Source organism: Actinomadura sp. NEAU-AAG7, from assembly GCF_018603865.1.
Classification (GTDB): Bacteria; Actinomycetota; Actinomycetes; order Streptosporangiales; family Streptosporangiaceae; genus Spirillospora; species Spirillospora litoris.
Genome location: NZ_JAHFZY010000004.1, coordinates 550,760 through 577,140, shown reverse-complemented (window position 1 = coordinate 577,140; position 26,381 = coordinate 550,760). Strand labels below are relative to the sequence as shown.

Sequence of the window (26,381 nt, the reverse complement as noted above, 5' to 3'; positions counted from 1 at the left end):
GAACGTTCGGCAGCCGCCGCGATGACGTGACCGCCCGTCGCCGCCGAGCACGCCCCACCCCCAGAGGCCACCGCTGTGAGGCGCTGCCATTAGCGGACGGGCTTCTCCCACGTCAGCGAGTATCGATAGAGGATGTGGCGCTGGTAACGCGAGCCCGGCAGCAGCCGCCGCGCCGCGGTCCGCACCTGCCCGTAGCTCATCTGCGGATTGGCGACCGGCATTCCGTCCGGGCCGTGCGCGCGCCGCAGCACCTTGATGACCCGGACGACCGGGGCGACCGCGATCGACGCCGCCCAGTCCGTCGGGCTGCTCTCCCGAGCCAACCCGACCACCACCAGCGTGCCGCCGGGGCGCAGCAGCTCGCGCATCCGGGTCAGGGCCGCCTCGAAGTCCATGTGATGGATCGCGGACACCGAACAGATGAAGTCATAGCCCTCGTCCAGCAGATCGGCGGTGAGGAAGTCGCCCTCGACAAAGGCCAGATCCGGCTCCCCGGCAGCGAGCCGGCGAGCGTGGGCGACCATCCTCGGCGAGCTGTCGACACCGGTCACGCGCTTCGCCTTCCCGGCCAGCTTGCGCACGAGCAGCCCGTCGCCGCAACCAACGTCCAGCGCGTCGCCGCACCCCTCCGGAACGGCGCGCAGAATGCCGGGGTGACGGGCGACGTTGGTGTTCCAATACGGTTCCAGATCCGCCTGACGCACCCGCTCACCGTAAAGGGCACACCCCTGCGACCGCGCCCCGCGTAACAAGCACCCGCGGCCCCGCCAGCCAGCGCGGCCGCGACAAGACGCCATCCGCCCTGGACCCGCCCGTCCCCTGATCATCGTCCAATGGTTCAGCCGGGCCCGCTGAAGCCGTGGCGAAGGATGTCGAGGAGGCGGCGCGCCCGGCCGACATCGGGCTCCGAAACAGCGACCGCGTTGGCGAGCGCCAGCACCTCGGCCACGGCGAGGTCCCCGCGAACGGCGCCCGCCTCCTGGGCGCGGGAGAGCAACCTCTCCGCGGTCGAGGTCAGCGAGGCGTGCCAGCGCTCGAACAGCGCGGTGCGCCGCTCGCCGGCGACACCGGCGAAGGCCGGCGTCCGCCTGGTGGCCACGTGGACGACGAAGTCTTCCAACCAGGTGAAGAGGGCCTCACCGGGATCCGGTTCGCGTAGGAGAGCGGCGCCTCGGTCGCAAAGCGCGGCGATCTCGTCGGCGTAGACCGCCGTGAGCAGGTCACCGCGCGTCGGGTAGTGCCGGTAGAGGGTCGCGTTGCCGACCCCGGCGCGCCGGGCCACCTCGTCCAGGGCGACGTCCGGGCCGCGCTCGTCGAAGAGCTCCCTGGCCGCCGCCACCAGCAGCCGGGCGTTCCGCTCGGCGTCCGCGCGGCGTGCCCGCCCGGAGGACGCCACCATCCCTGCTCCCTTGGTTGCTAAACGGGGACTTCCCCGCTTACCTTACTCGTGACACTAAGCGGGGAGCTCCCCACTTCCCAACGAGGTCGAGGGACGGCGCCCCGGTCTGGAGGAGCGATGACGTTCACCGCCGACGACCGCACCGCGATCACCGAGCTGATCTCCATGCACGGCCACCTATGCGACAGCGGCGAACTGGATCGACTCGACGAGGTGTTCACTCCCGACGTCGTCTACGACGTCTCGGAGTTCGGTCAGGAGCCCTTGCTGGGCGTCGCGGCCTGCGCCGCCGCCGGACGCGCGCTGGGCGAGCTCAACCCGGTCGGCCACCACGTCACCAACATCGTCCTCAGCGAGATCGCCGACGACCGGGTACAGGCGCGGTCCAAGGGGATCGGCGTCAACGCCGACGGCACCGCCGGGAGCGTGACCTACGAGGACACCGTCCTGCGCACACCCCAAGGCTGGCGGATCAGCCACCGAAAGATCCACGCCCACCGCAAGCCCCTAGGCCGCCAAGCCTGACCCGCAAGACCCATCAAAACAGCGAGACGGTCCTTTGATCGGTGAGATCGTCCGAGAAGGGACCAGGGCTCCGGCGCCGCGGCGCTCGCCCTCGCGGGCGAACTCGATGCGGCCCGGCGGATGCCCGTTGCCGCGTTGGAGGCGGAGGTCGACGCCTCCTGGCTCGCCGCGTGGGCGCGGGTCGGCGCCTGCTTCGAACAAGGCCGCTCGGTTGAGCGGCCGAAGGGAGCCGCCGCGTGACCGGCCGCAACGCACACGAGCGGCCCGCCTCCGACGAGCATCAGCGATTCGCTCAGTACCTGCGGGACCTGGCCATCGTCCGCGCGGCGGAAGAAGCCGACCTGGTAGCCGGCGTCCTACGCGACCCGGACCAGGCGATGGCGCAATCCGCGGTGGTCCGCCACTGGGACCACCGGGCGGCAAGCCTGCTTCCGCTCCCCGACGAGCGGTTCGAGGACTGTGCGCACACCATGGCCGGTCGAATCAGCGAACTGGACTTCCTCACACGCCGCCTGCACTAGTGGACCCTGCTGAGATCGATCACCATGGGCGGACGCTGGGCCGCAGAAGAAGTCACCACCGCATCCGACTGGTTCCAGCGCAAGGCCGTCGAGACAATGACCGCACCCGCCGTCCTCGCCCTGCTCACCGGCACAGGACGAACACGACGCGCCCGCGCTGCCGCCCACCGCCGGCGCAAGGCCGTCGAGACAGTGACCGCAGCCGCCGTCCTCGCCCTGCTCACCGGCACAGGACGAACACGACGCGCCCGCGCTGCCGCCCACCGCCGGCGCAAGGCCGTCGAGACAGTGACCGCAGCCGCCGTCCTCGCCCTGCTCACCGGCGCGGGACGAACACGACGCGTCCGCGCTGCCGCCCACCACCGGCTACGTCGGCGAGACCAGCCACCCGGCTGGCCTGATCCATAGTTCTTGACGTGCGGCCACAAAAGGAGGGGAGATCTCCGAACCCGCTGGATCGCCACTTCGGACTGACCTGCGGACGGGGCGGGGCGCGCAGCCCCGACGCACGGGGGGTTCCGGGCGTCCCAGAGGTGCCGTGCGGACCCGCCGGGACCGCGCTGCGACGGCCGCCGCTGGGCCGCCTCCGAGGGCACGGGCTCGCCCTCAACCCACTACCGGGGCGCCGTGGCTCGGCGTTTGTTGAGGTTCCCCGCGTCGGGCCTGGTCCTCGGCTCGGGCGAGGCGCTGGGGTGTTGCCGGCGCGGGTCGGTGGCGGGGTTGAGGATCCGTACCACGCGGCCCGCGCCAGCGTTGATCGATGGGGTGGGGATCGGTTCTTCGGGATCGTTGCGCGGCGGGGCGTTACTCCTCGACGAGCCTGATGACCCCGTAGTCCCAGCCGCGTCTGCGGTAGACGACCGAGGGGTGGCCCGTGGCCTTGTCGCGGTACAGGTAGAAGTCGTGGCCGACGAGTTCCATCTCGAAGAGGGCCTGCTCGATGCCCATCGGCTCGGCCTCGTGGAACTTCTCGCGGACGACGATGGGGCCGTCGCCCTCCATGGGGATCGGGACGATGTGGTCGTCTTCCGAAGGCTTCTGGGCGGCGGGCTCCTTGGCCGGTGCCTCGGGTGCCTTTTCGAGCGGGGGCTCGGGAAGCGGTTCCGCCGGGGTGAGCTTGGCGCGGGCCTTGCCGCCGTGGGCCTTGCGCCGCTCGCCGTCGCGGCGCAGCCGCGATTCGAGCTTGTCGAGCGCCAGGTCGAGGGCGCCGTAGCGGTCGTCGGCGGCGGCCTCGGCGCGGATCACCGGGCCTCGGGAGCGGATGGTCAGCTCCACCCGTTCGCGCTGGTCGGCCAGTCGTGGGTTACGTTCCTCGGACACCTCCACGTCCACGCGGATGACCTTCTGGTTCAACCGCTCGATCTTGGCCAGTTTGGTGTCGACGTGCCGGCGGAACCTGTCGTTGATGTCGGTGTGCCGGCCCCTGACGATGATGTCCACGCGGGACCCCCCTTCTCCCGATTGCGTTGCCCACCCGAGCCGGAGCCATGCAGGCTCCGGTCGGGCTCCACAGGACGATGGGTCGCACCCGCCCGGCCGACCTGGTCTTCGTCCCCACATCCGCCTGCTGAGGGGCTCGCGGCGCTCTCGCCACTACTGCCCTTCTCCCGGTTCGAAGGATGTCGGATCCCTCGACGGGGCAGGACTTACCTCTAAGGCGCACCGTGATCGGTCGACGAGAAGTCGCCTTACGTGGGCCGTTTCGCCTGCGCCTGGCATCGGCTAGCCGGATCGTCTGCCGTGCTCCTGATGAGCACTGCGATCCAGCGCAACCACGGACCCGGGCGGGTGCCATGTCAGGAACGCTAACCCCTTCCGCCACGAATGTCAGGGGGGTGAGCCGAGGAAATACTCACTGACCGTCATCGGTGGCCGTCGCAGCGCGGTCCCGGCGGGTCCGCACGGCACCTCTGGGACGCCCGGAACCCCCCGTGCGTCGGGGCTGCGCGCCCCGCCCCGTCCGCAGGTCAGTCCGAAGTGGCGATCTAGCGGGTTCGGAGATCTCCCCTCCTTTTGTGGCCGCATTGTGACGTCTGTTACCTCAAGTTGCAGCTCAGGCGTTGGCAGCGGGGCATGAGACGGCTACGAACAGTGATTGACGGTTGCGGTCGGCTTGTCGTTCCGGGGCCCGCAGGGCCAGCGCGACGGTCGCGCTGGACTGGAATCGGTCGCGGTGAGCGGGGGCGAGGCGTCAGCGAACAGCAACCTCACCCAGAGGCCCTCGACCACCTTCGCGAAAGGGAGGTGCCCCCCTCTTACATACGGTCCCGATCCGACTACTCCCGCGACACCCGGTGGCTCGTGTACGAGGGTGCTCCTCTCTTACAGGTGGTCCCGATGTTGCGTGGCAGCGCCGGGCGGGCTTGTAGGCCGGGTGTGCTCGCGTCGGCCGCCGGCTCCGCCGCGGGAGTCCCTTCGTCGTCTCTCCTTTCGCGTCCCCGTGCGCCCGCCCGCTCCGCGTTGCGAAGGGGCTCTACCAGCTTGGGCTTCGGCGTGGGGTCGCCGCCAGCGTGGCTGCGGCGGTCACCTCGGCCCCGGCCGCCCGCAGGGCTCTTGCGGACTCGGCCAGGGAGGCGCCGGTGGTGATCACGTCGTCGGCCAGCAGGACGCGGCGTCCGGCCATGTCGGTCTTCGGGGTCACCTCCAGGGCTCCGGACAGGTTCGCCGCGCGCTCGGCGGCGCTGAGACCCGCCTGGTCGTTGGTACGGCGGCGCTGACGGAGCGCGGATGCCTTCGTTGCGTTCAGGCCGTTGGCGCGGAGGTGTTGGAGTGCCGCGTCCACCACTCCGCCCAGGGGGTCGTGGCCGCGTCTGCGGTTGGCGCGGCGGCTTGAGGGCACCGGGACCACGACCAGCGGCACGCCGGTCGGGGCGGCGGCCTGGATCGCGTGTGCCAGTGCCCGGCCTAAGGGATCGGCCAGCGGGGTACGGCCTCGTTCCTTGTAGTTGGCCAGGACCATCTGGACGGAGCCCTCGTAGGGCGCCACCGTCCACGCGGACGGGACGCCCGCCGGGGCGCGGACCGGGCGAGGAGCGCCGGAGAGGGGTGCGGCGCAGGCGTCGCACAGGAGGGCCGGGGCCTTGCCGCAGCCCGCGCAGCGGTCGGGGAGAAGCAGGTCGATCAGGTCGCGGAAGAAGTTCATGCCCACGACGATGGCCGCTTGGAGGCCCTGGCCGTAACCCCCTCGCGTGATTGTGGATAACCGGCGATAGCGGGGCTGTGACGTGGGGGGACGGGCTAATTGGGGTAGTTCGGGTCCCGGGCGGCGGTCGGGCAGATCCACTCGCGGAACGACTTGTCCGCCGAGCGTTGGCGGCAGACCTGGTCCTTGCCGTTCGAGCGGGTGCCGATCAGGACGGGTTCGCCCGGCGCGGCGGCGATCGTGCGCGGTTCGCCCAGGGCGCCCACGCCCAGGGGCGTGATGGCGCTGCCGCTGACCGGCATGATGTAGGGCAGCGAGAGGTTGTCGCGCTTGGCGCGTCCGAGGACGGCCAGGTTGCCGTAGTCGCGCCAGGCCAGGTCGATCGCGTCCTGGAGTTCGGAGCTGACGGGCAGGAACGACCCGACGTCCAGGGACCCGCCCGGGGCGTGGGCGATGCGGCCGATCTGGACCTGCGGGCGGCCGTCGATGCGGACGATGACGGCCGCGCGGACGCCGTCGCGGGCGACGCGGAAGGCGAGGACCTCGCGGCCTCCGAGGCCCCAGTGCGCGGCGAGGACGGGACGTTCCCCGCGCGCCCGCACCCAGAGCCAGGACTGGTTCGCCTTGCTCTCCACCGCCCAGAGGGTGCCGTCGCTGCTCCACGAGGGAGCGGTGAAGCGTGCGCCGCGATGGGCGGTCAGAAGCAGGCGGGCGGAGGGTGAGCCGGTGACGGGGGCGGCGGCGAGGAGCTGGTCGCCCCTGGTGCTCAGGCCGGCCAGCTCCTGGTAGTCGGGCGCGACGGCGGGGTGGGAGAGGTGCCCGGCGGGGCCGGTGACGACGGGCTGGGCGTGGTCGCGGACCAGGGTGCCGAGGAAGCCGGGGGCGCCCGCGACGTAGGCGTTCTGGTGGGTCTGGCCGGTCAGGTGGGGGCCGTCCGGGGAGTTGCCCGCCCAGCCGCTCACGGGCTGTGTCGCGTCGCTGTTCTGGGGGCTGACGGATTCGCCGTCGATCCTGAGCCGGAAGTGCTGGATGCCCGAGAGCTGCCGCAGCGTCCAGGCGAGCTGGGCCGACATGCGGTCGACGCTGGCTCCGGCGGCCTCGCCGCTGAGGTCGACGGTGGCGACGTCCTTCTCGACGCTGAGGCCGCGCAGCTTCGTCCCGGTGGGGAAGGCGCTTTCGACGGCGCCGTTGAGCCAGGACGTGGGGCCCGTCAGGAGCGCCTGGACGAGGCGCGCCGGAAGCGTCTGCCTGGCCACGACCGGGAGGAAGATGCCGTTGGGGACGAGGGTGCGCTTGTCCGGGGCGAAGAAGTAGAGGTTGACGGGGCGCATGGTGCGCTCCACGTCGTTCTTGGTGAGCAGCAGCCCGGACTTCTCCTCGCCGGGGAGGTTGGTGATGCGCCATCTCCCCTGCGCGTTCTTGGCGAGCTGGAAGGTGGCCTCAAGGTTCTTGGGGGCGGCGGTGTACTGGCCGTCGGAGCTGATCGTCCCCAGCTGCTCGGCGGTCACCTTGACGGTCGCCTGCCCACCGGACGCCTTGTCCACGTGCGGGTCGGGGACGCGGCTCTGCAGAACGGTCACGTAGGGGCGCGGGCCCGGTTTCCAGGAGAGCTGGCCGCCGAGGTACTCCTTGGCGACCCGGTGGTCGTCGTCGAACCCGGCGGACGCGGCGAGGAAGCCGGAGACGATCTGCTCCGGGCCCCACTCCGGACGCGGACGGACGGGGATCAGCCGCACGTACGGGTCGTCCACGCGTTCCGCGCGCTCGGCGGGCTTGCCCGTCACCACCTGGCCGCCGCTGGGGACGTTCGCGCATGCGGAGGCCCCCAGAACGAAGGCTGCGACGGCCAGCAGCCTGCACACACGCACGGTCAATCGCCCGCCTCCAGTTCCGCGAAGAGGGGACGCGCGTCACCCGCGCCCGGCGGGACGAGCGGCAGCGGCGAGCCGCGCAGTTCCGCACCGGCGACGCGGGGCAGCGACAGGCGGAACTGGGATCCGGCTCCGGGCTCGCCCCACGCCTGGAGCCAGCCGCCATGGAGTTGGGCGTCCTCGCGGGAGATGGACAGGCCCAGGCCCGTCCCGCCGGTCGTGCGGGCGCGCGCGGGGTCGGCGCGCCAGAAGCGGTCGAAGACCATCTGCCCCTCCCCCGGTTTGAGGCCGACCCCGTGGTCGCGCACGGCGACGGCGACGGCGTCGCGGTCGGCTCCCACGGAGACCACGATGTCCTCGCCCTCGCCGTGTTCGACGGCGTTGACGAGTAGGTTCCGCATGATGCGCTCCACCCTGCGCCGATCCACCTCCGCCATGCAAGGCTCGCCGGGAAGTTGCAGGACGACTTTGCTGCCCTTGCGCTCGGCCAGGCCCTGGATGTCGCCCACGGTGCGCAGGACGAGGTCGCGCATGTCGAGCGACTCCGCGTCGAGGGTCGCGGCGCCCGCGTCGTGACGGCTGATCTCCAGGAGGTCGGCCAGAAGGGACTCGAACCGCTCCAGCTGGCTCTGCAACAGCTCCGCCGAGCGTCCGACGGCGGGATCGTCGAAGGTGTCGCGGTTCTCGTAGAGCATGTCGGCCGCGATCCTGATGGTGGTCAGGGGCGTGCGGAGCTCGTGGGAGACGTCCGAGACGAACTGCCGCTGGACCTGGGACAGGTCCTCCAGTTCGCCGATCTTCTCCTGGAGGTTGGCGGCCATGTCGTTGAAGGAGCGGGCGAGGCGCGCCAGGTCGTCCTCGCCGCGGACCCTCATCCGCTCTTCGAGGCGCCCGGCCGCGAGGCGTTGCGCGCCCTGCGCGGCGAGCCGGACGGGGATGACGACCTGCCGGGTGACCAGCGAGGCGATCGCCGCCAGGAGGAGCACCAGGACGATGCCCACTCCCGCCATGGAGCGCCCCACGTTGGTGAGGGTGTGCTGCTCCTGCTCCAGCGGGAACAGGTAGTAAAGCTCGAACTGGCCCGTCCTGCCGCCGACGATGAGCCCGCGCTCGGACGGACGGTGGTCGACGTAGGTGAGCTTGCCGTAGGTGTAGGCGCGTGACCCGGCCGGCGCGTGCTGGAGTTCCTCTTGCAGCCGCCTGGGGATGCTCTCCTCACGCAGGTCGTTGGTCGCGTATCCGCCGACGTACTGCTCCGTCGTGTCGCGTATGTAGACCTCGTAGAGGCCGGACGGACCGCTGCGCGCCTTCAGGCGATCGACCGTGGAACTCAGCCAGTTCCCGTTCTCGGCGGATGCGCCCGCCCTGTCGCGCTGTACCTGGGCCAGGCCCTCGTCCAGTTGGAGGCGGGCCGCCTTGACCTTCCCGTCCATCAGCGCGGACGACACCTGCTGCATCAGGAACACGCCGAGGATCGCCACGACGATCGCCGAGATGAAGAGCGTGGACGTGACGATCCGCACCTGGATGGAGCGGCGCCACCGCATGTAGCCGTGCCGGGCCGTCCCGCGCACGACGCGCCGGGCGGCGCCCAGCCCCCGCCGGACGAACCGCTTGAACCGCCTCCCGAGGCCGCCCGTCCCGCTCGCGCGGCCCTGCCCGCTCGCCCCGCCCTGCCCGCTCGCCCCGCCCTGCGCGGTGGTCTCGCCCTGCGCGCCGTCGGCGCCGCTCGCACCCGCCGGCCCGCTCATGGCCGCCCCCGGACGCTGTCAGCGCGCCGCCCGGAGCCGCGAGCGGCGTCGCTCAGCGGCCCACCGGCGGCTGCGGGTGGGATGTTCGCGGGGCGGAGTCGGGTCGTCATGGGCGTGCCGTTCCGGGGACGGGAGGGTCCGGACGGTCAGGCGGGACCGGCCTTGTAGCCGACGCCGCGGACGGTGACGACGATCTCGGGACGCTCCGGATCCTTCTCGATCTTGGCTCGGAGCCGCTGCACGTGCACGTTGACCAGGCGCGTGTCGGCGGCGTGGCGGTAGCCCCACACCTGCTCAAGCAGGACCTCGCGGGTGAACACCTGACGGGGCTTGCGGGCCAGGGCGACCAGGAGGTCGAACTCCAGGGGCGTGAGTGGGATGTGCCGGTCCCCCCGCTTCACGGAGTGCCCGGCGACGTCGATGGTGATGTCGCCTATCTGGAGGGTCTCGGGCGCGGGTTCGTCGGTGCGTCGCAGGCGCGCGCGCACGCGCGCCACCAGCTCCTTCGGCTTGAACGGCTTGACGATGTAGTCGTCGGCCCCGGATTCGAGCCCGAGCACGACGTCCACGGTGTCGCTCTTGGCGGTCAGCATCACGATCGGGACGCCCGACTCCGCGCGGATCTGGCGGCAGACGTCGATGCCGTCGGCCCCCGGCAGCATCAGGTCGAGCAGCACCAGGTCAGGCCGGGTCTCCCGGAACGCCTCCAGCGCCTTGTCACCGTCGTGGACGAACGAGGGCTCGAAACCCTCGCCTCTCAGCACGATACCGAGCATCTCGGCGAGCGCGAGATCGTCATCGACGACCAGTACACGTCCTCTCATGGCCCTCATCGTCACAAAGTCGGGGTTCGGTGGAGTGGGGTGAGACGCTCCGGCCCCACCTCGCCAGGGAGAGATATGCCTTGGCGTGCAAGGTTACCCGCGTTTGCGTCGTACATGACTCCTCCCGGACCGTGTCCGAGCACGCCCACGCCTTATCCGTCCCCTATTCGAGGGACGGATTGTAAAGGGGACTCCCGAGAGGGACACCCGGTTGACGGGTTGGGCCGTATTGGTCCGGCTCGCCCCGAGTCGTGGCGCCGATCGCCGTCGAGCGGCGTTGACGGCGGCCCGCCCGTGACAGGATGACCTGACCGGCGGCCCCGGCGAGAGCGGGCGGGGCCACCGCCCGGACGGGGACGCGGGCGAGCCGAGACCCCCGCCAGAGATCGCAGGGAGCCAAGATGCCGGGACCGGACGGCTGGGACGACGACGTGGACGGCGCCGTCCCGTTCCGCCCCATGTCCATCTCGGAGATGCTGGACGGCGCCATCGCCGGAATCCGGCGGCGGCCGCGGACGACGCTCGGAATGTCGGTGGCCATCAGTACGGTGGTCCAGGTGGCCGGGTCGGTCGCCGCGTACTTCTTCGTCGGGGACGAGGCGCGCGGCGAGGTCACGCCGGACGTGCTGCTGGACTCGATCGGCGCACAGGTCACGCTCGGGCTCGCGGGGCTGGTGCTGTCGGCGTACGGGGTCCTGCTGATGGCCGGGATGATGGCGCCCATCCTCGGGCGCGAACTGCTCGGCCTGCCGGTCGAGCAGGGGCGGGCCTGGCGCGACGTCCGGCCGCGGCTGGGCCGGGTCGCCGCCACCGCCGGCGTGGTGATGGTGGTGCCGCTGCTCGCGCTGCTGCTGCCCGCGCTGCCGTTCCTCCTGCTGCTGGCGGCGGGCGCGCATCCGGCGCTGGTCCTGCTGGCCGGGATCCTCGGCGTCCCGGTCGGGGTCGGGCTGATGGTGTGGCTGTACATCCTGCTCGTCCAGGCGGTGCCGGCGGTGGTGCTGGAGCGGCAGGGCGTCGGCGGGGCGCTCCGGCGGGCCAGGACGCTGTCCAAGGGCCGCTGGCTGCGCACCTGCGGGACGCTCCTGCTCGCACTGCTGGTGACGGTGTTCATGGGGTTCTTCGCCCTGCGGATCCCGTTCCTGATCGTGGAACTGGTGGCCTTCGGCACCAAGCCGGAGGGCGGCGCCGCCGTGGCGGCGCTGGCCGTCGACACGCTCGGGCGGATCGTGAGCTGGTCCGTGGTCCTGCCCTTCGACGCGGGGGTGATCGCCTTGCTGTACATCGACCGGCGCATGCGCCGCGAGGGCCTCGACCTGGACCTGCGCACCCGCGGACGCTCCGCGGCGGCCCTGGCCGGCGACGACGAGGGAGGCGAGGGCTTCATCGACCTGTGGCGCCCCGCCCCGCCGCCACCACCCTCCGGGGCGCCCTTCACCCCGCCCCCGGGAACCACGGGGTTCCCGACCGATCCCGCCATGCGAACACAACCTCCCCCACGACCTCCCCACGCCCCGGCGCCCACCGCGCCTCCCGCCCCCTGGACAGGTCAGGGCCCCGAGACGAACCCCGCTCCTGGGGTCGGCCACCCTCCCGCGCCCGGCGCGGGGTCCGGGGCCGCGTTCGGTGGCGGGGGCGACTCCGCGCCTGGGGCCGGGTTCGCGGCCGGGGCTCAGGGGTGGCCCGGGTCTGAAGGCGGGGTGGGGTCGTGAGGTTCGATCCGGTCGGGCGGGACGAGGCGCGCGAGATGGCGCGGCGCGAGCTCGACAAGCAGATCTACCAGCGGGACAAGCCGTCCTGGCTGGAGCGGGCCTGGGACAGGTTCACCGACTGGCTAGGCGACCTGTTCCAGCGGGCCGCCGCGCCGAACGCGCAGGGGAACGGGAGCGGGTGGCTGTCGGTCGCGGTCATCATCCTCATCCTGGCGGCGGCGATCGCGCTGGTCGCGTGGCTGATGTGGGGGCGGCGCAACCCGCGCTCGCGGGGGGAGGCGCTGCTGGAGGACGAGCCGTCCACCGCGCTCGACCACCGGGACGCCGCGGACGCGCACGCCGCCGCCGGGCGGTGGGCCGAGGCCATCCGCGAGCGGCTCCGCGCCATCGCCCGCGACCTGGAGGAGCGGGCGGTGCTCTCGCCGCGTCCCGGGCGGACGGCCGACGAGCTGGCCGCCGAGGCGGGCGAGGCCGTGCCGCAGCTCGCCGACGAGCTGCGCGGCGGCGTGCGGATCTTCGACGACGTCTGGTACGGCGACCGCCCCGGCACCTCCGAGGGGTACGCGCGGCTCAAGGACCTGGACGAACGCCTCCGGGAGGCGCGTCCGAAGCCGCTGGAGGCCGATGGTCTCGTCCCGGTCGGAGCCGCCGAGGACGCGGCGGAGGGAGAGGGGGGCCCGCGATGGTGACCCAGGCCCCGCCCCAGGCGCCCGCCGAGCCGTCCGCCGGGCAGGTCGCGCGGCGGCGCTGGCGGTCCTCGCGCGGGATCGTCGGCGTGCTGTTCGCCCTGGCGGTCATCGCGGTCGTGCTCGCGGCGCTTCGCCCTACGGGCTCGAACGAGCAGCTCGACCCGACATCGGCCAAGCGGGACGGCACCCGGGCGATCGCCGAGCTCCTCAAGCAGCGCGGGACGCCGGTGACGGTGGCCAGGCACGCGAGCGAGGCGGCCGAGGCGTCCACGCCCCGGAGCATGCTGGTGGTGAGCCGCAGCGAGCGGCTCACCGACGCCGACATCGAACGGCTCCGCTCCACACCGGGCGACCTGCTGCTCCTCGCGCCCGGACGCGACGTCCTGGCGGCGCTGGCCCCCGGGGTGACCTCGGCCGGGCCGAGCTTCGAGGAGACCAGCGACCCGGGCTGCGAGATGCCCTTCGCGAGGCTCGCCGGAAGGGTGAGGTTCGGCGACTCCCAGACCTACGACGACCCGGAGGAGGGCGTCGGCTGCTACAAGGCGGCGGGCTCCCCCCGGCTGGTCAGCCTCATCGCGGGAAACCGGTCGGTCACGGTGGTCGGCTCGTCCGGCTTCCTCACCAACGAGCACCTGGACGAGGAGGGGAACGCGGCGCTGGCCATGGGAATGATCGGCGCGCCGCCCTCCGTCATCTGGCTGATCCCGGACAAGCCCGCCGCCGGCTCCGGCGCCGGGGACAAGACGATCACCGACATGGTGCCGTTCGGCGTCTGGCTGTTCTTCCTCGAACTGGTGGTCACCGTGCTGCTGGTGGCGGCGTGGCGGGCGCGGCGGCTCGGCCCGGTCGTGGCCGAGGCGCTGCCGGTCGCGGTCCGCTCCGCCGAGACGGTCGAGGGGCGGGCCCGGCTGTACCGCGCGGCCCGCGCCCGCGACCGGGCCTCCGACGCGCTGCGCTCGGGGGCGCGCGAGCGCATCGTCCCGCTGCTCGGCCTCCCGCGCGGCAGCGCGCAGGACCCGGCGTCCATGCACGAGATCGTCGCCGCCGTCGCGGTCCGCACCGGCCGCGAGGAGGCCTACGTGGGCGCGGCGCTGTACGGTCCCGAGCCCGCGGACGACGCCGGGCTGATCGCTCTCACCGACGTCCTCGACGACCTGGAAAGGCAGGTACGACAGTCGTGAACCACCCTCTTGACCTCGGGAAGGGCGACGGGCCGGGCCCGGAGTCCGGCGCACCCGGCCAGGGCCCCGGCGCACCCGTGGACACGCCCCCGGGAGCCGAGCGGTTGCCCGAGGAGGTGCGGCGGCAGTCCGAGACCGCCCGCGCGGCGCTCACGGCGCTGCGCAAGGAGGTGGCCAAGACGGTCGTGGGCCAGGACTCCGTGGTGACCGGTCTCGTCATCGCGCTGCTCTGCCGCGGCCACGTGCTGCTGGAGGGCGTCCCCGGCACGGCCAAGACGCTGCTCATCAAGACGCTCTCGCGCGCCCTCGACCTGGACTTCAAGCGCGTCCAGTTCACCCCCGACCTGATGCCCGGCGACGTGACCGGGTCGCTGGTGTACGACAACCGCACGGCGGAGTTCGAGTTCCGCGAGGGGCCCGTCTTCACCAACCTCCTGCTCGCGGACGAGATCAACCGGACGCCGCCCAAGACGCAGGCGTCGCTGCTGGAGGCGATGGAGGAGCGGCAGATCTCCGTCGAGGGGACGGCGCGTCCGCTGCCCGACCCGTTCGTGGTGTGCGCGACGCAGAACCCGATCGAGTACGAGGGCACCTACCCGCTGCCCGAGGCCCAGCTCGACCGGTTCCTGGTGAAGCTGACCGTGCCCGTCCCCACCCGGGACGAGGAGATCGCCATGCTGCAACGGCACGCCTCGGGGTTCGACCCCCGCGACCTGTCGGCGGTGCGGCCCGTCGCGGGCGCGGCCGAGCTGGCGGCTGGGCGGGCGGCGGTCCGCGCCGTCCTGCTGGACCCGAAGGTCGCCGCCTACGTCGTGGACCTGTGCCGCGCCACCCGACAGTCCCCGTCGCTGCAACTCGGGGTGTCCCCGCGCGGCGCGACGGCGCTGCTGGCGACCGCGCGCGCCTGGGCCTGGCTGTCCGGCCGCGACTACGTGACGCCGGACGATGTGAAGGCGCTGGCCAGGCCCACCCTCCGGCACCGGGTGCAGCTGCGTCCCGAGGCGGAGCTGGAGGGCGCGACCGCCGACGGCGTGCTGGAGGGCATCCTCGCCCACGTCCCCGCGCCCCGCTGATGGCGCTGACCGGACGCCTGGGGCTGCTGGCGCTGCTCGGCGCGCTCGTCCCGCTGCTGGTGCCGAGCTGGTGGACGCTGCTCGCGCTGTGGGGCGTCCTGCTGCTCGGCGTCGTCGCCGACCTCGCGCTCGCGGGGAACGTGCGGGCGCTGCGCTTCCACCGGACCGGCGACACCAGCGTCAGGCTCGGCCAGAGCGCGACGGTCACGCTGACGGTCGAGAACCTCGGCAGGCGGCGCCTCAAGGCCCGGCTGCGGGACGTGTGGCCGCCGAGCGCGGGCGCCACCCCCCGCACCGCCCGCGTGGACGTGCCCGCCGGGGAGCGCCGCCGCGTCGAGATGTCGCTGACCCCGACGCGGCGCGGCGACCGGCGCGCGATCACGGTCGTGGTGCGGTCGGTGGGCCCGCTCGGGCTCGCCGCGCGGCAGCTCTCGCGTCCCGCGCCGTGGACGGTGCGGGCGCTCCCGGCGTTCCCGTCCCGCCGCCACCTGCCCGCCAAGCTGGCGCGGCTGCGGGAGCTGACCGGCGCGCACGTGGCGCTGATCCGCGGCCAGGGCACCGAGTTCGACTCGCTGCGCGAGTACGTGGACGGCGACGACGTCCGCTCCATCGACTGGCGGGCCACCGCGCGGCGCGGCGACGTCGTCGTGCGGACGTGGCGTCCCGAGCGCGACCGGCGCATCTACCTGGTGCTCGACACCGGCCGCACGTCCGCGGGCCGCGTCGGCGACATCCCCCGGCTGGACTGCTCGATGGACGCGGCGCTGCTGCTCGGCGCCCTGGCCTCCCGCGCCGGCGACCGCGTCGACCTGCTCGCCTACGACCGGCGCGTCCGGACCCGCGTGGAGGGCGCGTCCCGCACCGACCTGCTGCCCGCGATGGTGCACGCGATGGCGCCGCTGGAGCCCGAGCTGCTCGAATGCGACGCGGCGGGGATGGTGTCGACGCTGATGGCGCGCGTCCGGCAGCGCTGCCTGGTCGTCCTGCTGACCGACCTGAACACCGCCGCGATCGAGGAGGGGCTGCTGCCGCTGCTGCCGCAGCTCACCGCCCGGCACCTGGTCATGATCGCCGCCGTGGCGGACCCGCGGCTCGGGGAGATGGCGGCCGGGCGCGGCGACCTCGCGGCCGTCTACGACGCGGCCGCCGCCGAGCGCGCCCGCGCCGACCGCCGCCGCCTCACCGCCGAGCTGCGCGCCCACGGCGTCGAGGTGGTGGACGCCCCGCCCGACGAGATCGCCCCGGCTCTCGCCGACGCCTACCTGGCCCTCAAGGCCGCGGGCCGCCTGTAGGCCCGGGGTCAGCCCGAGACGGGGACGAGGTCGGGGGTGAGGTCGGCGTCGCCGGTCTCGCCCCGGCGGGTCGCGCGGCGGCCCAGGACGATCACATAGCCGAGGAACCCCGCCTCGGCGACCACGCCGATGCCGACGCGGAGCCACGTCACATGGACCCAGCCCGTCACGAACCCCTCGATGAGGCCGGACACCAGCAGCACCACGACCAGGCCCATCGCGACGCTGACCGCCGCCCTGCCCTCCTCGGCGAGGGCCTGGCCGCGGGTGCGGCGGCCGGGGTCGACGACCGTCCAACCCATCTTCAGGCCGCCCGCGCAGGCGAGGTACACGGCGGTCAGCTCCAGCAGGCCGTGCGGCAGGATCAGCCCGAAGAAGATGGAGCCCTTGCCGGAGGCGAACATCAGCCCGCCCATCACTCCCAGGTTGACCTGGTTCATCAGCAGCACGAACAGGGTGGGGATGCCCAGCATGATGCCGAAGATCAGTGCGACCGCCGACACCCACGCGTTGTTGATCCACACCTTGAAGGCGAACGAGGCCGCCGAGTGCTCGGTGTAGTAGTTCGCGAAGTCGTGGTCGACGATGTCGCGGATCTCGGCGGGCGTCGCGATGCTCGACTGCACCTCGGGGCTGTGCACGATCCAGATCGCGAGGGCCAGCGCGAGCAGGTTGCCGAGGACGGCGTTGCCGAGCCACCACCACCGCATCCGGTAGGCCGCCGCCGGGAACGAGACCGTGGCGAACCGGGAGACGTCCCGCCAGAGCGGCGCCTGCGCGCCCGCCACGGCCGCGCGCCCGCGCGCGACCAGCGACGACAGCCGCCCGACGAGCTGCGGGTCGGGGGAGCTGGAGCGCACCACCGACAGGTGCGTGGCGGTGCGCTGGTAGAGCTCGACGAGCTCGTCGATCTCCGTGCCGGACAGCCGGCGGCCCCGGTTGATCAACCGTTCGAGGCGCAGCCAGTCGGCGTTGTGCGCGGCCACATAGGCGTCGACGTCCACCCCGGGAGACTAACGCCTCACACCGCCGAACCGGCAAAATAGACGTGCCCCGGCATTGGAGGAACAGGACATGGCCGAACTCGTCACCGGCGAGGCCGTCGCGCTCGACATCCGTGTCGCGCGGCTGGCCAGCCGTGGCTGCGCCGTGCTGCTCGACCTGCTGTTCCAGCTAGTGATCATGAACATCCTGATCGTGGGCGTGTCGATGGCGACGGCGGGCGCCGACGACGCGTGGACGACCGGCCTCAGCCTGGCCTGCGTGGTGGCGGTGATCGTCGGCTACCCGTGCGCGTTCGAGACGCTCTCGCGCGGCCGGACGCTCGGCAAGCTCGCGGCCGGGCTGCGCGTCGTCGCCGACGACGGCGGGCCGATCCGGTTCCGGCAGGCGCTCGTGCGGGCGCTCGCCGGGTTCATCGAGTTCTGGACGCTCTACAGCGCGCCCGCGCTGATCGCCTCGCTGTGCAGCAAGCGCGGCAAGCGGCTCGGCGACCTGTTCGCCGGGACGATCGTCATCCAGGAGCGGGTGCCCTCGTCGGTGTTCGGGCCGGTCGCGGTGATGCCGCCGCAGCTCGCCGGGTGGGCGCGGACGCTGGAGCTGTCGATGCTGTCCGACGAGCTGGCGATGACGGCGCGGCAGTACCTCTCGCGCTTCTGGGAGCTGCGTCCGGACGTCCGCGACTCGCTGGGGCAGCGCATCGCCGACCAGGTGGCCGCGGTGGTGAGCCCCCCGCCGCCGGGGCGCGTCCGGCCGGAGATCCTGCTGTCGGCGATCCTCGCCGAGCGCCGCCGCCGCGAGGAGTGGCGCCTCGCCCAGCGCCGCGCCGCCCGGCTGCGCCGCCTCGGGCAGACCGGGCAGCCGCCCGGCGCGGCCCCGGCGCCGGTTCCCGCCATGGCGATGGCCGGGGGTCCGCCGGTGGCGCCCGTCCCGCAGGGCCCTCCGATGCCGCCGCCGTTCAGCGCTCCCGGGCCGGGCCAGCCGCGCTTCCTCCCGCCGCAGAACTACGGCGCGGGCCCGTACCAGGGCGTCCTGCCGCAGGGCCCGCCGCCCGGCCCGCCACAGGGCCAGTACCCGACCGGCCAGTACCCCGTACCGCCGCAGCGGCCCTGACACCCGGGACGCGTCAGCGGCGGTACGGGCAGCCCGACCAGAGCCGCCTTCCCCCGGGCCCGCCGGCGCGGCGCCGGGCCGTCCACCACGATCTCCTGCACCACGGGGAACCCTGCCGCGGCGCGGCGGCACCGCACCGAAAGGAGCGGTCCAACCGGGATCGCGTCCCCCGGCACCCGTTACGCCGGCACACCACCCTCACCTCTCACCGGACTCGGAAGGGCCGAACGGGACGCCCGCGCCCCCTGAAACGACCCCTGGAACCGGCTCTGCGACCGGTCCAGGGGCCGTCTGGGGCCACGCGGCAGGCGTCCGATCAGGCCGCGCAGTACTTGTCCTCCTTGCCGATGGCCCGGTAGGGGCAGTCGGCATAGGCGGTCAGGCGCAGCATCGCCTCGCGGCTGCGCCGCACCTCACTGTCGATGGCCGAGGGGGGCGGGTAGAAGCTCCCGCCGCCGAGCTCGAACGTGTAGGAGAAGATGCGGTACTCGCCCCACGTCCAGTCGTCGGTCGTGCCATCGGTGATGTACAGGTCACTGGACTGCTCGGGCGTGAACCCGTTCGTCCCGGCGAGCTCGCGCCCGATCGTGCGGTGGGCGGCCTCGTCGTCGGCGTCCATCGAGCCCGGGACGGTGTTGTTCATCGTGTAGCCGAACGGCCACAGCACGAGCTGCGCCACCGAGTGGACGTCCAGGAACATCTTGAGCTGCTGCTTGCCGCCGACCACGCGGCTGCGCACGAAGTTCGCGATGACCTTGGTCTCCGGGGCCGACTCGGGCCCGGTGCCGCGGTAGGTCTCACTCGACGGGCTGGTGGACGACCCGCCGCAGCAGCCCCACTTGTAGGCGAAGTTGCGGTTCAGGTCGGTGCCCGACCCCACCCGGTTCTTGCGCCACATCCGGCCCGGCTGGGTGTCGCTGGTCATGTCGTAGACCTGGCCGTCGGGGTTGACCATCGGCATCACGTAGATCTCGCGCTCGTTCACGAGGTCGGTGATCCGCTTGTCGGTCCCGTAGCCGCCGGTGAGCTGGCCGATGTAGTCCAGGGCCTGCTCGGCGGTGAGCCGCTCGCGGGCGTGGATGTTGGCGATGACGAGCATCTCGGGCTCGTTCTCGTCCGTGGCCACGTTGTCGCTGATCTTGAGGCCGATGATGTCGCGGCCCTGCGCGGACTTGCCCGCGACGAACTTGCGCGTGATCTGCGGGTGCGCGGCGGCGACCGCGTCGACCTCCTGCTGCGTCTCGGCGAAGGTGTGGTAAGAGGTCGCCGACCTCGTCGGCTGCGGCGCGGGCTTGGGGAGCGGCGCGCTCACCGTGAAGCCGAGCCTGCGGATCGCGGCGACCTCGGACGGGATCGCGCTCACCTGGACGCCGTCCGCCCGGAGGAGGTCGATGGCCGCGCCGGTCCGCGCGACCTGGGTGCGCTGCTCGGCGCTGCGCGCACCGGTGACGATGTACTGGCCGGAGGTCTCGACCGGCGCCGGCGCGGACGCCCCGGCCGTGCTCGGGACGCCTGCGGCGAGGGCGCCGGCGGCGAGCACCGCCAGAAGACAACGCTGTCTGCTGGAATTCACCATTGACGGGTAACCTGCCATTCGGATCTGCGTGCCTGGGCACGCGGCGGGGGCTCCTCAGGAGGGTCACGAACGCATGCGGTGTCGTCACGATGACCGCTGTACGCCCGAATGACAATGGGCGCACTTTCAGTGGCGCAGCGCAGGTCGCCACGATGAAAACGCAGGTCAGGGCCGCATATCCCGGGCGCGATTCAGCGCCAATCAAACGGGATGTGAAATTTCAGCGCGGCCGGCAGCCCGCTAGACCAGGAAGTTCGGAACCGATTCCAGTTCGGTCAGCTCGATTCCCGGAGCGGCCAGCACGACGTCCCCGGCCAGATGGAACGCGGTGCGTTCTCCGGTTGACAGGTCGGTGATTTCGTACTCGGCGACGGGAAGCGGTTCGGTCTCGCTCTGGTAGGCCGAGGTGCCCGCGAGCCGCCACCGCCAGGTCGCGGTGAGCGCCGCCAGCGAGGGCCCGGAGAGACGGACGAGGCGGACGTCCGCCTCGTCCTGCTCGGCGACCCTGAGCGAATGGGCGATCGCGACGAGGAAGCCGGGCGAGTCGGTCAGGAACCCGGACGCCCGCTCGCCGTGCTCCGCGTCCCCGCGCACCCAGGCGACCTCGGGCCCGGTCACGCCGCCGCGCACCCACCACGACGGGGTGACGACCTCGACCCGGATCTGCCGCCACCGGCTGTCGACCACGAGGTCGGTCCGGACGCCGTCGGAGCGCTCGGAGGTGTAGCGCCAGCCGCCGGGCCCCGGCGCGCATCGGAAGCGCTCCTCAAGACCGTCCTCCAGGTGGAGGTAGGCTCCGGTCGGCATGGGCCCTCAGGAACCCATCCGCCACGAGTGGAGGTACTCCTCCTGCTCGGGCGTGAGCAGGTCGATGGAGATCGACATCGACGCGAGCTTGAGCCGGGCGACCTCGGTGTCGATCTCCTGCGGCACCTCGTGGACGGCCGGGGCCAGCTTCTCGTGCGCGGTCGCCAGCCACGCGCAGGTCAGCGCCTGGTCGGCGAACGACATGTCCATGACGGCGGCGGGGTGCCCCTCGGCCGCCGCGAGGTTGACCAGCCGCCCCTCGGCCAGCAGCACCAGCCGCCGGCCGTCGGCCAGCACGTACTCGTCGGCCTGCGGACGGACGCCGTGGTGCACCTCGACGGCCAGTTCCTCCAGCGCGCGGACGTCGACCTCCACGTCGAAGTGCCCGGAGTTCGCGAGGATCGCGCCGTCCTTCATCGAGGCGAGGTGCTCGGCGTTCACCACGTCCCGGTTGCCGGTGACGGTGATGAACACGTCCCCGTCCGGCGCGGCCTGCGCCATCGGCTGGACGGAGAACCCCTGGAGCGCCGCGTCCAGCGCCTTGACCGGGTCGATCTCGGTGATCACCACGCGCGCGCCGAGCCCGCGCGCCCGCTCGGCGAGCCCCCGCCCGCAGTACCCGAAGCCCGCGATCACGATGGTCTTGCCCGCGAGAAGCGTGTTGGTGGCCCGGATGATGCCGTCCAGCGTGGACTGGCCCGTCCCGTACCGGTTGTCGAACATGTGCTTGGTGTCGGTGTCGTTCACCGCGACGACGGGGAACCTGAGCGCGCCCTCGCGCGCCATCTGGTGCAGCCGGATGACACCCGTCGTCGTCTGCTCGCAGCCCGCCTTGACGGTGCCGAGCAGATCCGTCCGGTCGCTGTGCAGGGTGTTGACGAGGTCGCAGCCGTCGTCCAGGACGAGATCGGGCCCGGTCTCCAGCACCTGGTGGATATGGGCGTAGTACCCCTCGCGGTCGATCCCGGCCCGCGCGAACACCTCGGCGCCGTCGTCCTGCACCAGGGCGGCGGCCACATCGTCCTGCGTGGAGAGCGGATTGGACGCGGCGAGCGCCACACTGGCGCCCCCCGCCTGCAAGGTGCGGATCAGACACGCCGTCTCGGTGGTGACGTGCATGCACGCCGCCACCCGCCACCCCTCCAGCGGCCGCTCGGCAGCGAATCGCTCCCGGATCTGCCCCAACACGGGCATGCTCCGGTCGGCCCACTCGATCCGCTTGCCCCCCTGATAGGCAAGCGACACATCCGAGACGTCGCTCATACAACCCTTCCGAACCCTAACTGCCGGACGGGGAAACCCCCGTCCGGCAGTTAATCACTGCAACTACCTCAGCCGCCGCCCCAGCCCCGCAACGACCCCAACCCTCCGATCGCGTGCGAAGCCAGTTTCGAGCGAAGCAAGAAACTGATCGCGAAGCGAGCCGCCAGGCGAGACGGAGCGATGCTAGCGATCGGCGCATTGCCCGTTGAAGGAGGGCGCTCTGCGCCCGACGCCGAGGGCAATGCAAAGAAACTCAGTACCGGTAGTGGTCGGGCTTGTAGGGGCCCTCCACGTGGACGCCGATGTAGGCGGCCTGCTCCTTGGTGAGTTCGGTGAGCTTGACGCCGAGGGCGTCGAGGTGCAGGCGGGCGACCTTCTCGTCGAGGTGCTTCGGCAGGACGTACACGCCGACCGGGTACTCCTCGGTCTTGGTGAACAGCTCGATCTGCGCGATGACCTGGTTGGTGAAGGAGTTGGACATGACGAAGGACGGGTGGCCCGTCGCGCAGCCGAGGTTCATCAGGCGGCCCTCGGCGAGGACGATGATGGAGTGGCCGTCGGGGAAGCGCCACTCGGCGACCTGCGGCTTGATCTCGATCTTCTCGATGCCGTCGGTCTTGGCGAGGCCGGCCATGTCGATCTCGTTGTCGAAGTGCCCGATGTTGGACACGATCGCCTGGTGCTTCATCCGGCCCATGTGCGCGGCCGTGATGATGTTGAAGTTGCCGGTGGTGGTGACGAAGATGTCGGCGATCTCGACGACGTCGTCGAGGGTGGTGACCTGGAAGCCGTCCATGGCGGCCTGGAGCGCGCAGATCGGGTCGATCTCGGTGACGATCACGCGGGCGCCCTGGCCCTTGAGGGCGTCGGCGCAGCCCTTGCCGACGTCGCCGTAGCCGCAGACGACGGCGACCTTGCCGCCGATGAGGACGTCGGTGGCGCGGTTGAGGCCGTCGATGACCGAGTGGCGGCAGCCGTACTTGTTGTCGAACTTCGACTTGGTGACCGAGTCGTTGACGTTGATGGCCGGGAAGGCGAGCGTGCCGGCCTTGGCCATCTCGTAGAGGCGGTGGACGCCGGTGGTGGTCTCCTCGGTGACGCCCTTGATCTCGGCGGCGGTGGCGGTCCAGCGGCCGGGCTTCTCGGCGATCGTGCGGCGGAGGGTCTCCAGGATGATGCCCCACTCCTCGGGGTCGTCCTCGGAGGCGGTCGGCACGGCGCCGGCCTTCTCGTACTCGGCGCCCTTGTGGACGAGCAGGGTCGCGTCGCCGCCGTCGTCCAGGATCATGTTGGGGCCGGAGCCGTCGGGCCAGCGCAGGGCCTGGTCGGTGCACCACCAGTACTCGTCGAGCGTCTCGCCCTTCCAGGCGAACACCGGGACGCCCTGCGGGTTCTCGGCGGTGCCCTCCTTGCCGACGACGATGGCCGCGGCGGCGTGGTCCTGGGTGGAGAAGATGTTGCAGGACACCCAGCGGACGTCGGCGCCGAGCTCCACGAGGGTCTCGATCAGCACGGCCGTCTGGATCGTCATGTGCAGGGAGCCCATGATCTTGGCGCCGCGCAGCGGCTGGGCGGTGGAGTACTCGTTGCGCACGGCCATCAGGCCGGGCATCTCGTGCTCGGCGAGCCGGATCTCCCGGCGCCCGAAGTCGGCCAGCGAAAGGTCGGCGACCTTGTAGTCCATGCTTACGTTGCTCCTTGGTCCGCGTGTGCCCGTGTTGGCGTCCGGCCGCGAGTCTATGGCGGGCGAAGCCGGTTCGGCATCGTCGGGGGCGACTTCCTGACACAAATTTGTCAGAATCGACTCATGCGCATCACGGAGGCCGCCCGGCGGCTCGGTACCTCGCCCCGCATGCTCCGCTACCGGGAGACGCTCGGGCTGCTGCCCACGACCCGGGAGTCTTCGCTGCCGGGCGGGGGTGTCCGGCGCGCGAACGGGCACCGGCGGTTCGGGGACGCGGAGCTGCGCGCGGTGGCGCTCGCCCTGGCGCTGGAGAAGCGCTACGACATCGGCCCGGCGGAGCTGGCGTTCGGGCTGCGGGTGCTGGCCGAGCCGCAGGTGCAGGCGCACGTCCGCGAGCTGGGCGAGCGCATCGGACGGCTCTCGGCGCCGCCCACCCGCGCGCTCGACTTCGAGAAGGAGAAGGCGCTGCGCCTGCTCCGCCGCCGCTAGCCGGCGGCGGACTCGCCGGGGACGACCACGCCGGACTCGTAGGCGAGCATGACGGCCTGGGCGCGGTCGCGGAGGCCGAGCTTGGTGAACACGCGGGCCACGTGGGTCTTGACGGTGTGCTCGCTCACCACCAGCCGCTGCGCGATCTCGCCGTTGGACAGGCCGCCCGCGATGAGCACGAGGACCTCGCTCTCCCGGGCGGTCAGCGTGGACAGCTCCGAGGGCGCCTGCGGACGGCCGCGCCGCTGCTTGGTGAACTCGCGGATGAGCCGCCCGGTGACCTGCGGGGCGAGCAGCGAGTCGCCGCGCGCCACGATGTGCACGGCCGCGACCAGCTCCTCGGCGGTCGCGTCCTTCAGCAGGAAGCCGCTGGCGCCGACGGCGAGCGCCTCGTAGACGTACTCGTCGACGTCGAAGGTGGTCAGCACCAGGACCCGCACGTTCTCGGCGCCGGGCAGCGCGAGGATGCGGCGGGTGGCCTCGATGCCGTCCATGCCGGGCATCCGGATGTCCATGACGACCACGTCGGGGCGGCCCCGCTCGGCCAGCCGGACCGCCTCGCGCCCGTCGCCGGCCTCGCCGACGACGGTGATGTCGTCCTGGGAGGCGAGCAGCGCGGCGAACCCCGCCCGCACGATCGTCTGGTCGTCGACGATCATCACCTTGATCACCGCAGCCGGTCCCTACCCGCGCGCGCGTCGTCCCCCATCGGCCGACTCCTCCCTGTTGAGCGGAAGCTCGGCCTCCACCAGGAACCCGCCCTCGGTGGCGGGCCCGGCGGAGAACCGTCCGCCCAGCATGGTCGCACGTTCGCGCATGCCGACGAGGCCATGTCCGCCACCGGACTCGGGCGCGGGTTCGGAGATCGGCCCTGACGTGGTGTCGAACCGGGTCGGTCCCGCTGGATCATCGCCGGGCGTCCCGGCGATGCCGGGGGGCAGGACCATCGTCCGCGCGGACGCGCCGTCGTCGCGGACCCGGACGGCCAGCCGGTCCGGCAGGAACGTCAGGTCGACGTGGACGCCGGCGCCGGGCGCGTGGCGGCGCGCGTTCGTCAGCGCCTCCTGGACGATCCGGTACGCCGACAGCTCCACGGTCGTCGACAGCGTGCGCGGGTCGCCGTGCACGGCGAGGTCGACGGCGCCGCCCGCGCCGCGGTGCTGGTCGATCAGGTCGGGCAGCCGGTCCAGCCGGGGCTGCGGGGTGGTGACCGCGTCGGGCTCGGGCTTGGCGTCGGCGCGCAGCACGCTGAGCAGCCGCCGCATCTCCACCAGCGCCTCCCGCGCCGTCTTGGCGATCTCGGTGTAGCCGGCGCGGGCCTCGGGCGAGAGGTCCTGCATCGTGTAGGGGGCGGTCTCCGCCTGCACCGCGATCATGGAGACGGAGTGCGCGACGACGTCGTGCAGCTCGCGGGCGATGCTGGCGCGCTCGCGCATCACCGCCTGCTCCCGCTGGACGGCGATCAGCCGGGTGAGGGTCTCGTTGGTGCGCTCCTCGGCCTCGGCCTCGGTGCGCCCGGCGGTCTCCACGACGCGGCGCGCGTCGCCGAGGCCGATCGCGGCGAGCACGGCGACGATCGGCGCCGGCCAGGGCACGTCGTCCAGCGTCGAGGTCGCGACGTACACGACGGCGACGGTCGCGACCGAGCCCACCGCGAGGACGCCCGCCGACTGCCGGGGCAGCTGCCGACCGAGCGCGAACAGCGTGTAGAGCGCGCCGAACGTCGTGGTGATCAGCAGTACCTGCCCGGTGAGCAGCCCGGCGGCGAACGCGCCGAGCGCCACCGCCGCCACCGGGCGCAGGTACTCGCGGCGCCAGACGAGCGGGAGAGTCGAGGCGACCGCGAACCCGCCCGCGAGGCTCAGCGGCGTGCCGGCGCTCGGCGCCAGCTCCGCCAGCGCGGCGATGGTGAGGGCGAGGCCGGTCAGCGGCGCGAAGTACCAGGAGCCGGTGATCTCGCCCCAGGCGTCGAGCCACCGGGGCAGCGGCGCGGTGGCCCCGCCGCCGGGCGCGGGGCGCGAGGCGCCCGTCAGGCGGCCGGTGAGGCGGGCCGCCGCCGGGCGCAGGAGCCTGCCGAGTCCGGTGAGGATCCACAGGAGGAGCTGCCCCACGCCCGCCACGATCCGGCCGGACAGCCGCCACGCGTGATGCGCGATGGCGGGGCCGAACCCCGCGGGATCGGGCGCCGGCCGGGCCTTGTCGGTGTGGTCGTCGCTGGTCACCCCTCCATACTGACCGCTGGGTGGAGGAGGTCACCTCACCATGCGGGGCTATGCGAGGAGGCGGGATCCCCCTGGAGGACGACCCGGTTTCCCTCCTTTTGGCGGACGCCCGAGGGACCAGCGCGAACGTAGTGTCTTAATCGTGACCGCGAAGGCGGCCGCACCGACGTAGGGGGTTCGGTGGGGCTGCCGCGGTCACACCAGAACCGCCCGGCTCAGGGGTCCGGGCGGGGAGCATGGGAAGCACCTCG

At 72.5% G+C, this 26,381-nt stretch carries 23 protein-coding genes; 9 read left to right on the top strand and 14 right to left on the bottom strand.

Annotation, left to right across the window (positions count from 1 at the left end; genetic code table 11):
- Positions 1-89: 89 nt before the first annotated feature.
- Positions 90-704 carry a class I SAM-dependent methyltransferase gene (locus tag KLI87_RS21635; RefSeq protein WP_308166110.1) on the bottom strand — a complete coding sequence of 205 codons (615 nt, stop codon included), beginning with the start codon at positions 702-704 and terminating at the stop codon, positions 90-92.
- A gap of 134 nt (positions 705-838) precedes the next feature.
- Positions 839-1,399, bottom strand: a complete 561-nt coding sequence (locus KLI87_RS21630) for a TetR/AcrR family transcriptional regulator (protein ID WP_214618414.1) — start codon at positions 1,397-1,399, stop codon at positions 839-841.
- A gap of 117 nt (positions 1,400-1,516) precedes the next feature.
- On the opposite strand from KLI87_RS21630, the gene KLI87_RS21625 reads away from it, so the two are divergent.
- On the top strand, positions 1,517-1,924 hold the full coding sequence (locus KLI87_RS21625) for a nuclear transport factor 2 family protein (RefSeq protein ID WP_214618413.1): 408 nt from the start codon (positions 1,517-1,519) through the stop codon (positions 1,922-1,924).
- A gap of 236 nt (positions 1,925-2,160) precedes the next feature.
- Entirely contained in the window at positions 2,161-2,445 is a 285-nt protein-coding gene (locus tag KLI87_RS21620) for a hypothetical protein (RefSeq protein ID WP_214618412.1), read from the top strand.
- Positions 2,446-3,249: 804 nt separating this feature from the next.
- Here KLI87_RS21620 and hpf read toward each other — a convergent pair.
- From hpf to mtrA, 5 genes are all read right to left on the bottom strand, one after another.
- Entirely contained in the window at positions 3,250-3,885 is a 636-nt protein-coding gene (gene hpf, locus KLI87_RS21615; RefSeq protein ID WP_214618411.1) for a ribosome hibernation-promoting factor, HPF/YfiA family, read from the bottom strand.
- A 1,033-nt stretch (positions 3,886-4,918) separates the two neighbouring features.
- A complete protein-coding gene (locus KLI87_RS21610; RefSeq protein WP_214618410.1) occupies positions 4,919-5,587 on the bottom strand; it encodes a ComF family protein in 669 nt (222 codons plus the stop codon).
- A gap of 95 nt (positions 5,588-5,682) precedes the next feature.
- Positions 5,683-7,455: an LpqB family beta-propeller domain-containing protein gene (locus tag KLI87_RS21605; protein WP_308166128.1), complete on the bottom strand. Its 1,773-nt coding sequence runs from the start codon at positions 7,453-7,455 to the stop codon at positions 5,683-5,685.
- 2 nt (positions 7,456-7,457) lie between these two features.
- Positions 7,458-9,209, bottom strand: a complete 1,752-nt coding sequence (gene mtrB / locus KLI87_RS21600) for an MtrAB system histidine kinase MtrB (protein ID WP_308166109.1) — start codon at positions 9,207-9,209, stop codon at positions 7,458-7,460.
- A 146-nt stretch (positions 9,210-9,355) separates the two neighbouring features.
- The gene (mtrA, locus tag KLI87_RS21595; protein ID WP_021598338.1) at positions 9,356-10,033 is read right to left on the bottom strand and encodes an MtrAB system response regulator MtrA; all 678 of its coding nucleotides are present in this window, start codon (positions 10,031-10,033) and stop codon (positions 9,356-9,358) included.
- Positions 10,034-10,434: 401 nt separating this feature from the next.
- Between mtrA and KLI87_RS21590 the strand changes: the two genes are divergently transcribed.
- From KLI87_RS21590 to KLI87_RS21570, 5 genes are all read left to right on the top strand, one after another.
- Positions 10,435-11,742 carry a hypothetical protein gene (locus KLI87_RS21590; RefSeq protein ID WP_214618409.1) on the top strand — a complete coding sequence of 436 codons (1,308 nt, stop codon included), beginning with the start codon at positions 10,435-10,437 and terminating at the stop codon, positions 11,740-11,742.
- Complete coding sequence (locus KLI87_RS21585; RefSeq protein WP_214618408.1) at positions 11,739-12,431, top strand: DUF4129 domain-containing protein; 693 nt, start codon at positions 11,739-11,741, stop codon at positions 12,429-12,431. Before KLI87_RS21590 ends, KLI87_RS21585 begins: the two co-directional genes overlap by 4 nt.
- A complete protein-coding gene (locus KLI87_RS21580; protein ID WP_214618407.1) occupies positions 12,425-13,612 on the top strand; it encodes a DUF4350 domain-containing protein in 1,188 nt (395 codons plus the stop codon). Before KLI87_RS21585 ends, KLI87_RS21580 begins: the two co-directional genes overlap by 7 nt.
- A gap of 104 nt (positions 13,613-13,716) precedes the next feature.
- A complete protein-coding gene (locus tag KLI87_RS21575) occupies positions 13,717-14,685 on the top strand; it encodes a MoxR family ATPase (RefSeq protein ID WP_156216184.1) in 969 nt (322 codons plus the stop codon).
- Entirely contained in the window at positions 14,685-15,977 is a 1,293-nt protein-coding gene (locus KLI87_RS21570; RefSeq protein WP_156215716.1) for a DUF58 domain-containing protein, read from the top strand. The genes KLI87_RS21575 and KLI87_RS21570 overlap by 1 nt, the downstream gene beginning before the upstream one ends.
- Positions 15,978-15,985: 8 nt before the next feature.
- Here the strand turns inward: KLI87_RS21570 and KLI87_RS21565 are convergent, their stop codons facing one another.
- Positions 15,986-16,981 carry a stage II sporulation protein M gene (locus KLI87_RS21565; RefSeq protein WP_214618406.1) on the bottom strand — a complete coding sequence of 332 codons (996 nt, stop codon included), beginning with the start codon at positions 16,979-16,981 and terminating at the stop codon, positions 15,986-15,988.
- A 70-nt stretch (positions 16,982-17,051) separates the two neighbouring features.
- Here KLI87_RS21565 and KLI87_RS21560 point away from each other — a divergent pair, with 70 nt between their 5' ends.
- Entirely contained in the window at positions 17,052-18,089 is a 1,038-nt protein-coding gene (locus KLI87_RS21560) for an RDD family protein (RefSeq protein ID WP_214618405.1), read from the top strand.
- Between the two features lie 316 nt (positions 18,090-18,405).
- Here the strand turns inward: KLI87_RS21560 and KLI87_RS21555 are convergent, their stop codons facing one another.
- The 4 genes from KLI87_RS21555 to ahcY (KLI87_RS21540) form a co-directional block, all read right to left on the bottom strand.
- Positions 18,406-19,629, bottom strand: coding sequence for a M14 family metallopeptidase (locus KLI87_RS21555; RefSeq protein ID WP_308166108.1), 1,224 nt, complete (start codon positions 19,627-19,629; stop codon positions 18,406-18,408).
- A 276-nt stretch (positions 19,630-19,905) separates the two neighbouring features.
- Positions 19,906-20,472 (bottom strand): hypothetical protein, encoded by a 567-nt coding sequence (locus KLI87_RS21550; RefSeq protein WP_214618404.1) that lies wholly within the window; start codon positions 20,470-20,472, stop codon positions 19,906-19,908.
- A gap of 6 nt (positions 20,473-20,478) precedes the next feature.
- Positions 20,479-21,735, bottom strand: coding sequence for an adenosylhomocysteinase (ahcY, locus tag KLI87_RS21545; protein ID WP_156215712.1), 1,257 nt, complete (start codon positions 21,733-21,735; stop codon positions 20,479-20,481).
- A gap of 253 nt (positions 21,736-21,988) precedes the next feature.
- Positions 21,989-23,419 (bottom strand): adenosylhomocysteinase, encoded by a 1,431-nt coding sequence (gene ahcY / locus KLI87_RS21540; RefSeq protein WP_156215711.1) that lies wholly within the window; start codon positions 23,417-23,419, stop codon positions 21,989-21,991.
- 123 nt (positions 23,420-23,542) lie between these two features.
- On the opposite strand from ahcY (KLI87_RS21540), the gene KLI87_RS21535 reads away from it, so the two are divergent.
- Positions 23,543-23,908 carry a MerR family transcriptional regulator gene (locus KLI87_RS21535; RefSeq protein ID WP_214618403.1) on the top strand — a complete coding sequence of 122 codons (366 nt, stop codon included), beginning with the start codon at positions 23,543-23,545 and terminating at the stop codon, positions 23,906-23,908.
- Here the strand turns inward: KLI87_RS21535 and KLI87_RS21530 are convergent.
- Both KLI87_RS21530 and KLI87_RS41590 read right to left on the bottom strand, forming a co-directional pair.
- Entirely contained in the window at positions 23,905-24,579 is a 675-nt protein-coding gene (locus KLI87_RS21530; RefSeq protein WP_214618402.1) for a response regulator transcription factor, read from the bottom strand. The genes KLI87_RS21535 and KLI87_RS21530 overlap by 4 nt on opposite strands.
- A gap of 12 nt (positions 24,580-24,591) precedes the next feature.
- Positions 24,592-26,130 carry a histidine kinase gene (locus KLI87_RS41590; RefSeq protein WP_214618401.1) on the bottom strand — a complete coding sequence of 513 codons (1,539 nt, stop codon included), beginning with the start codon at positions 26,128-26,130 and terminating at the stop codon, positions 24,592-24,594.
- Between the last annotated feature and the right edge of the window lie 251 nt (positions 26,131-26,381).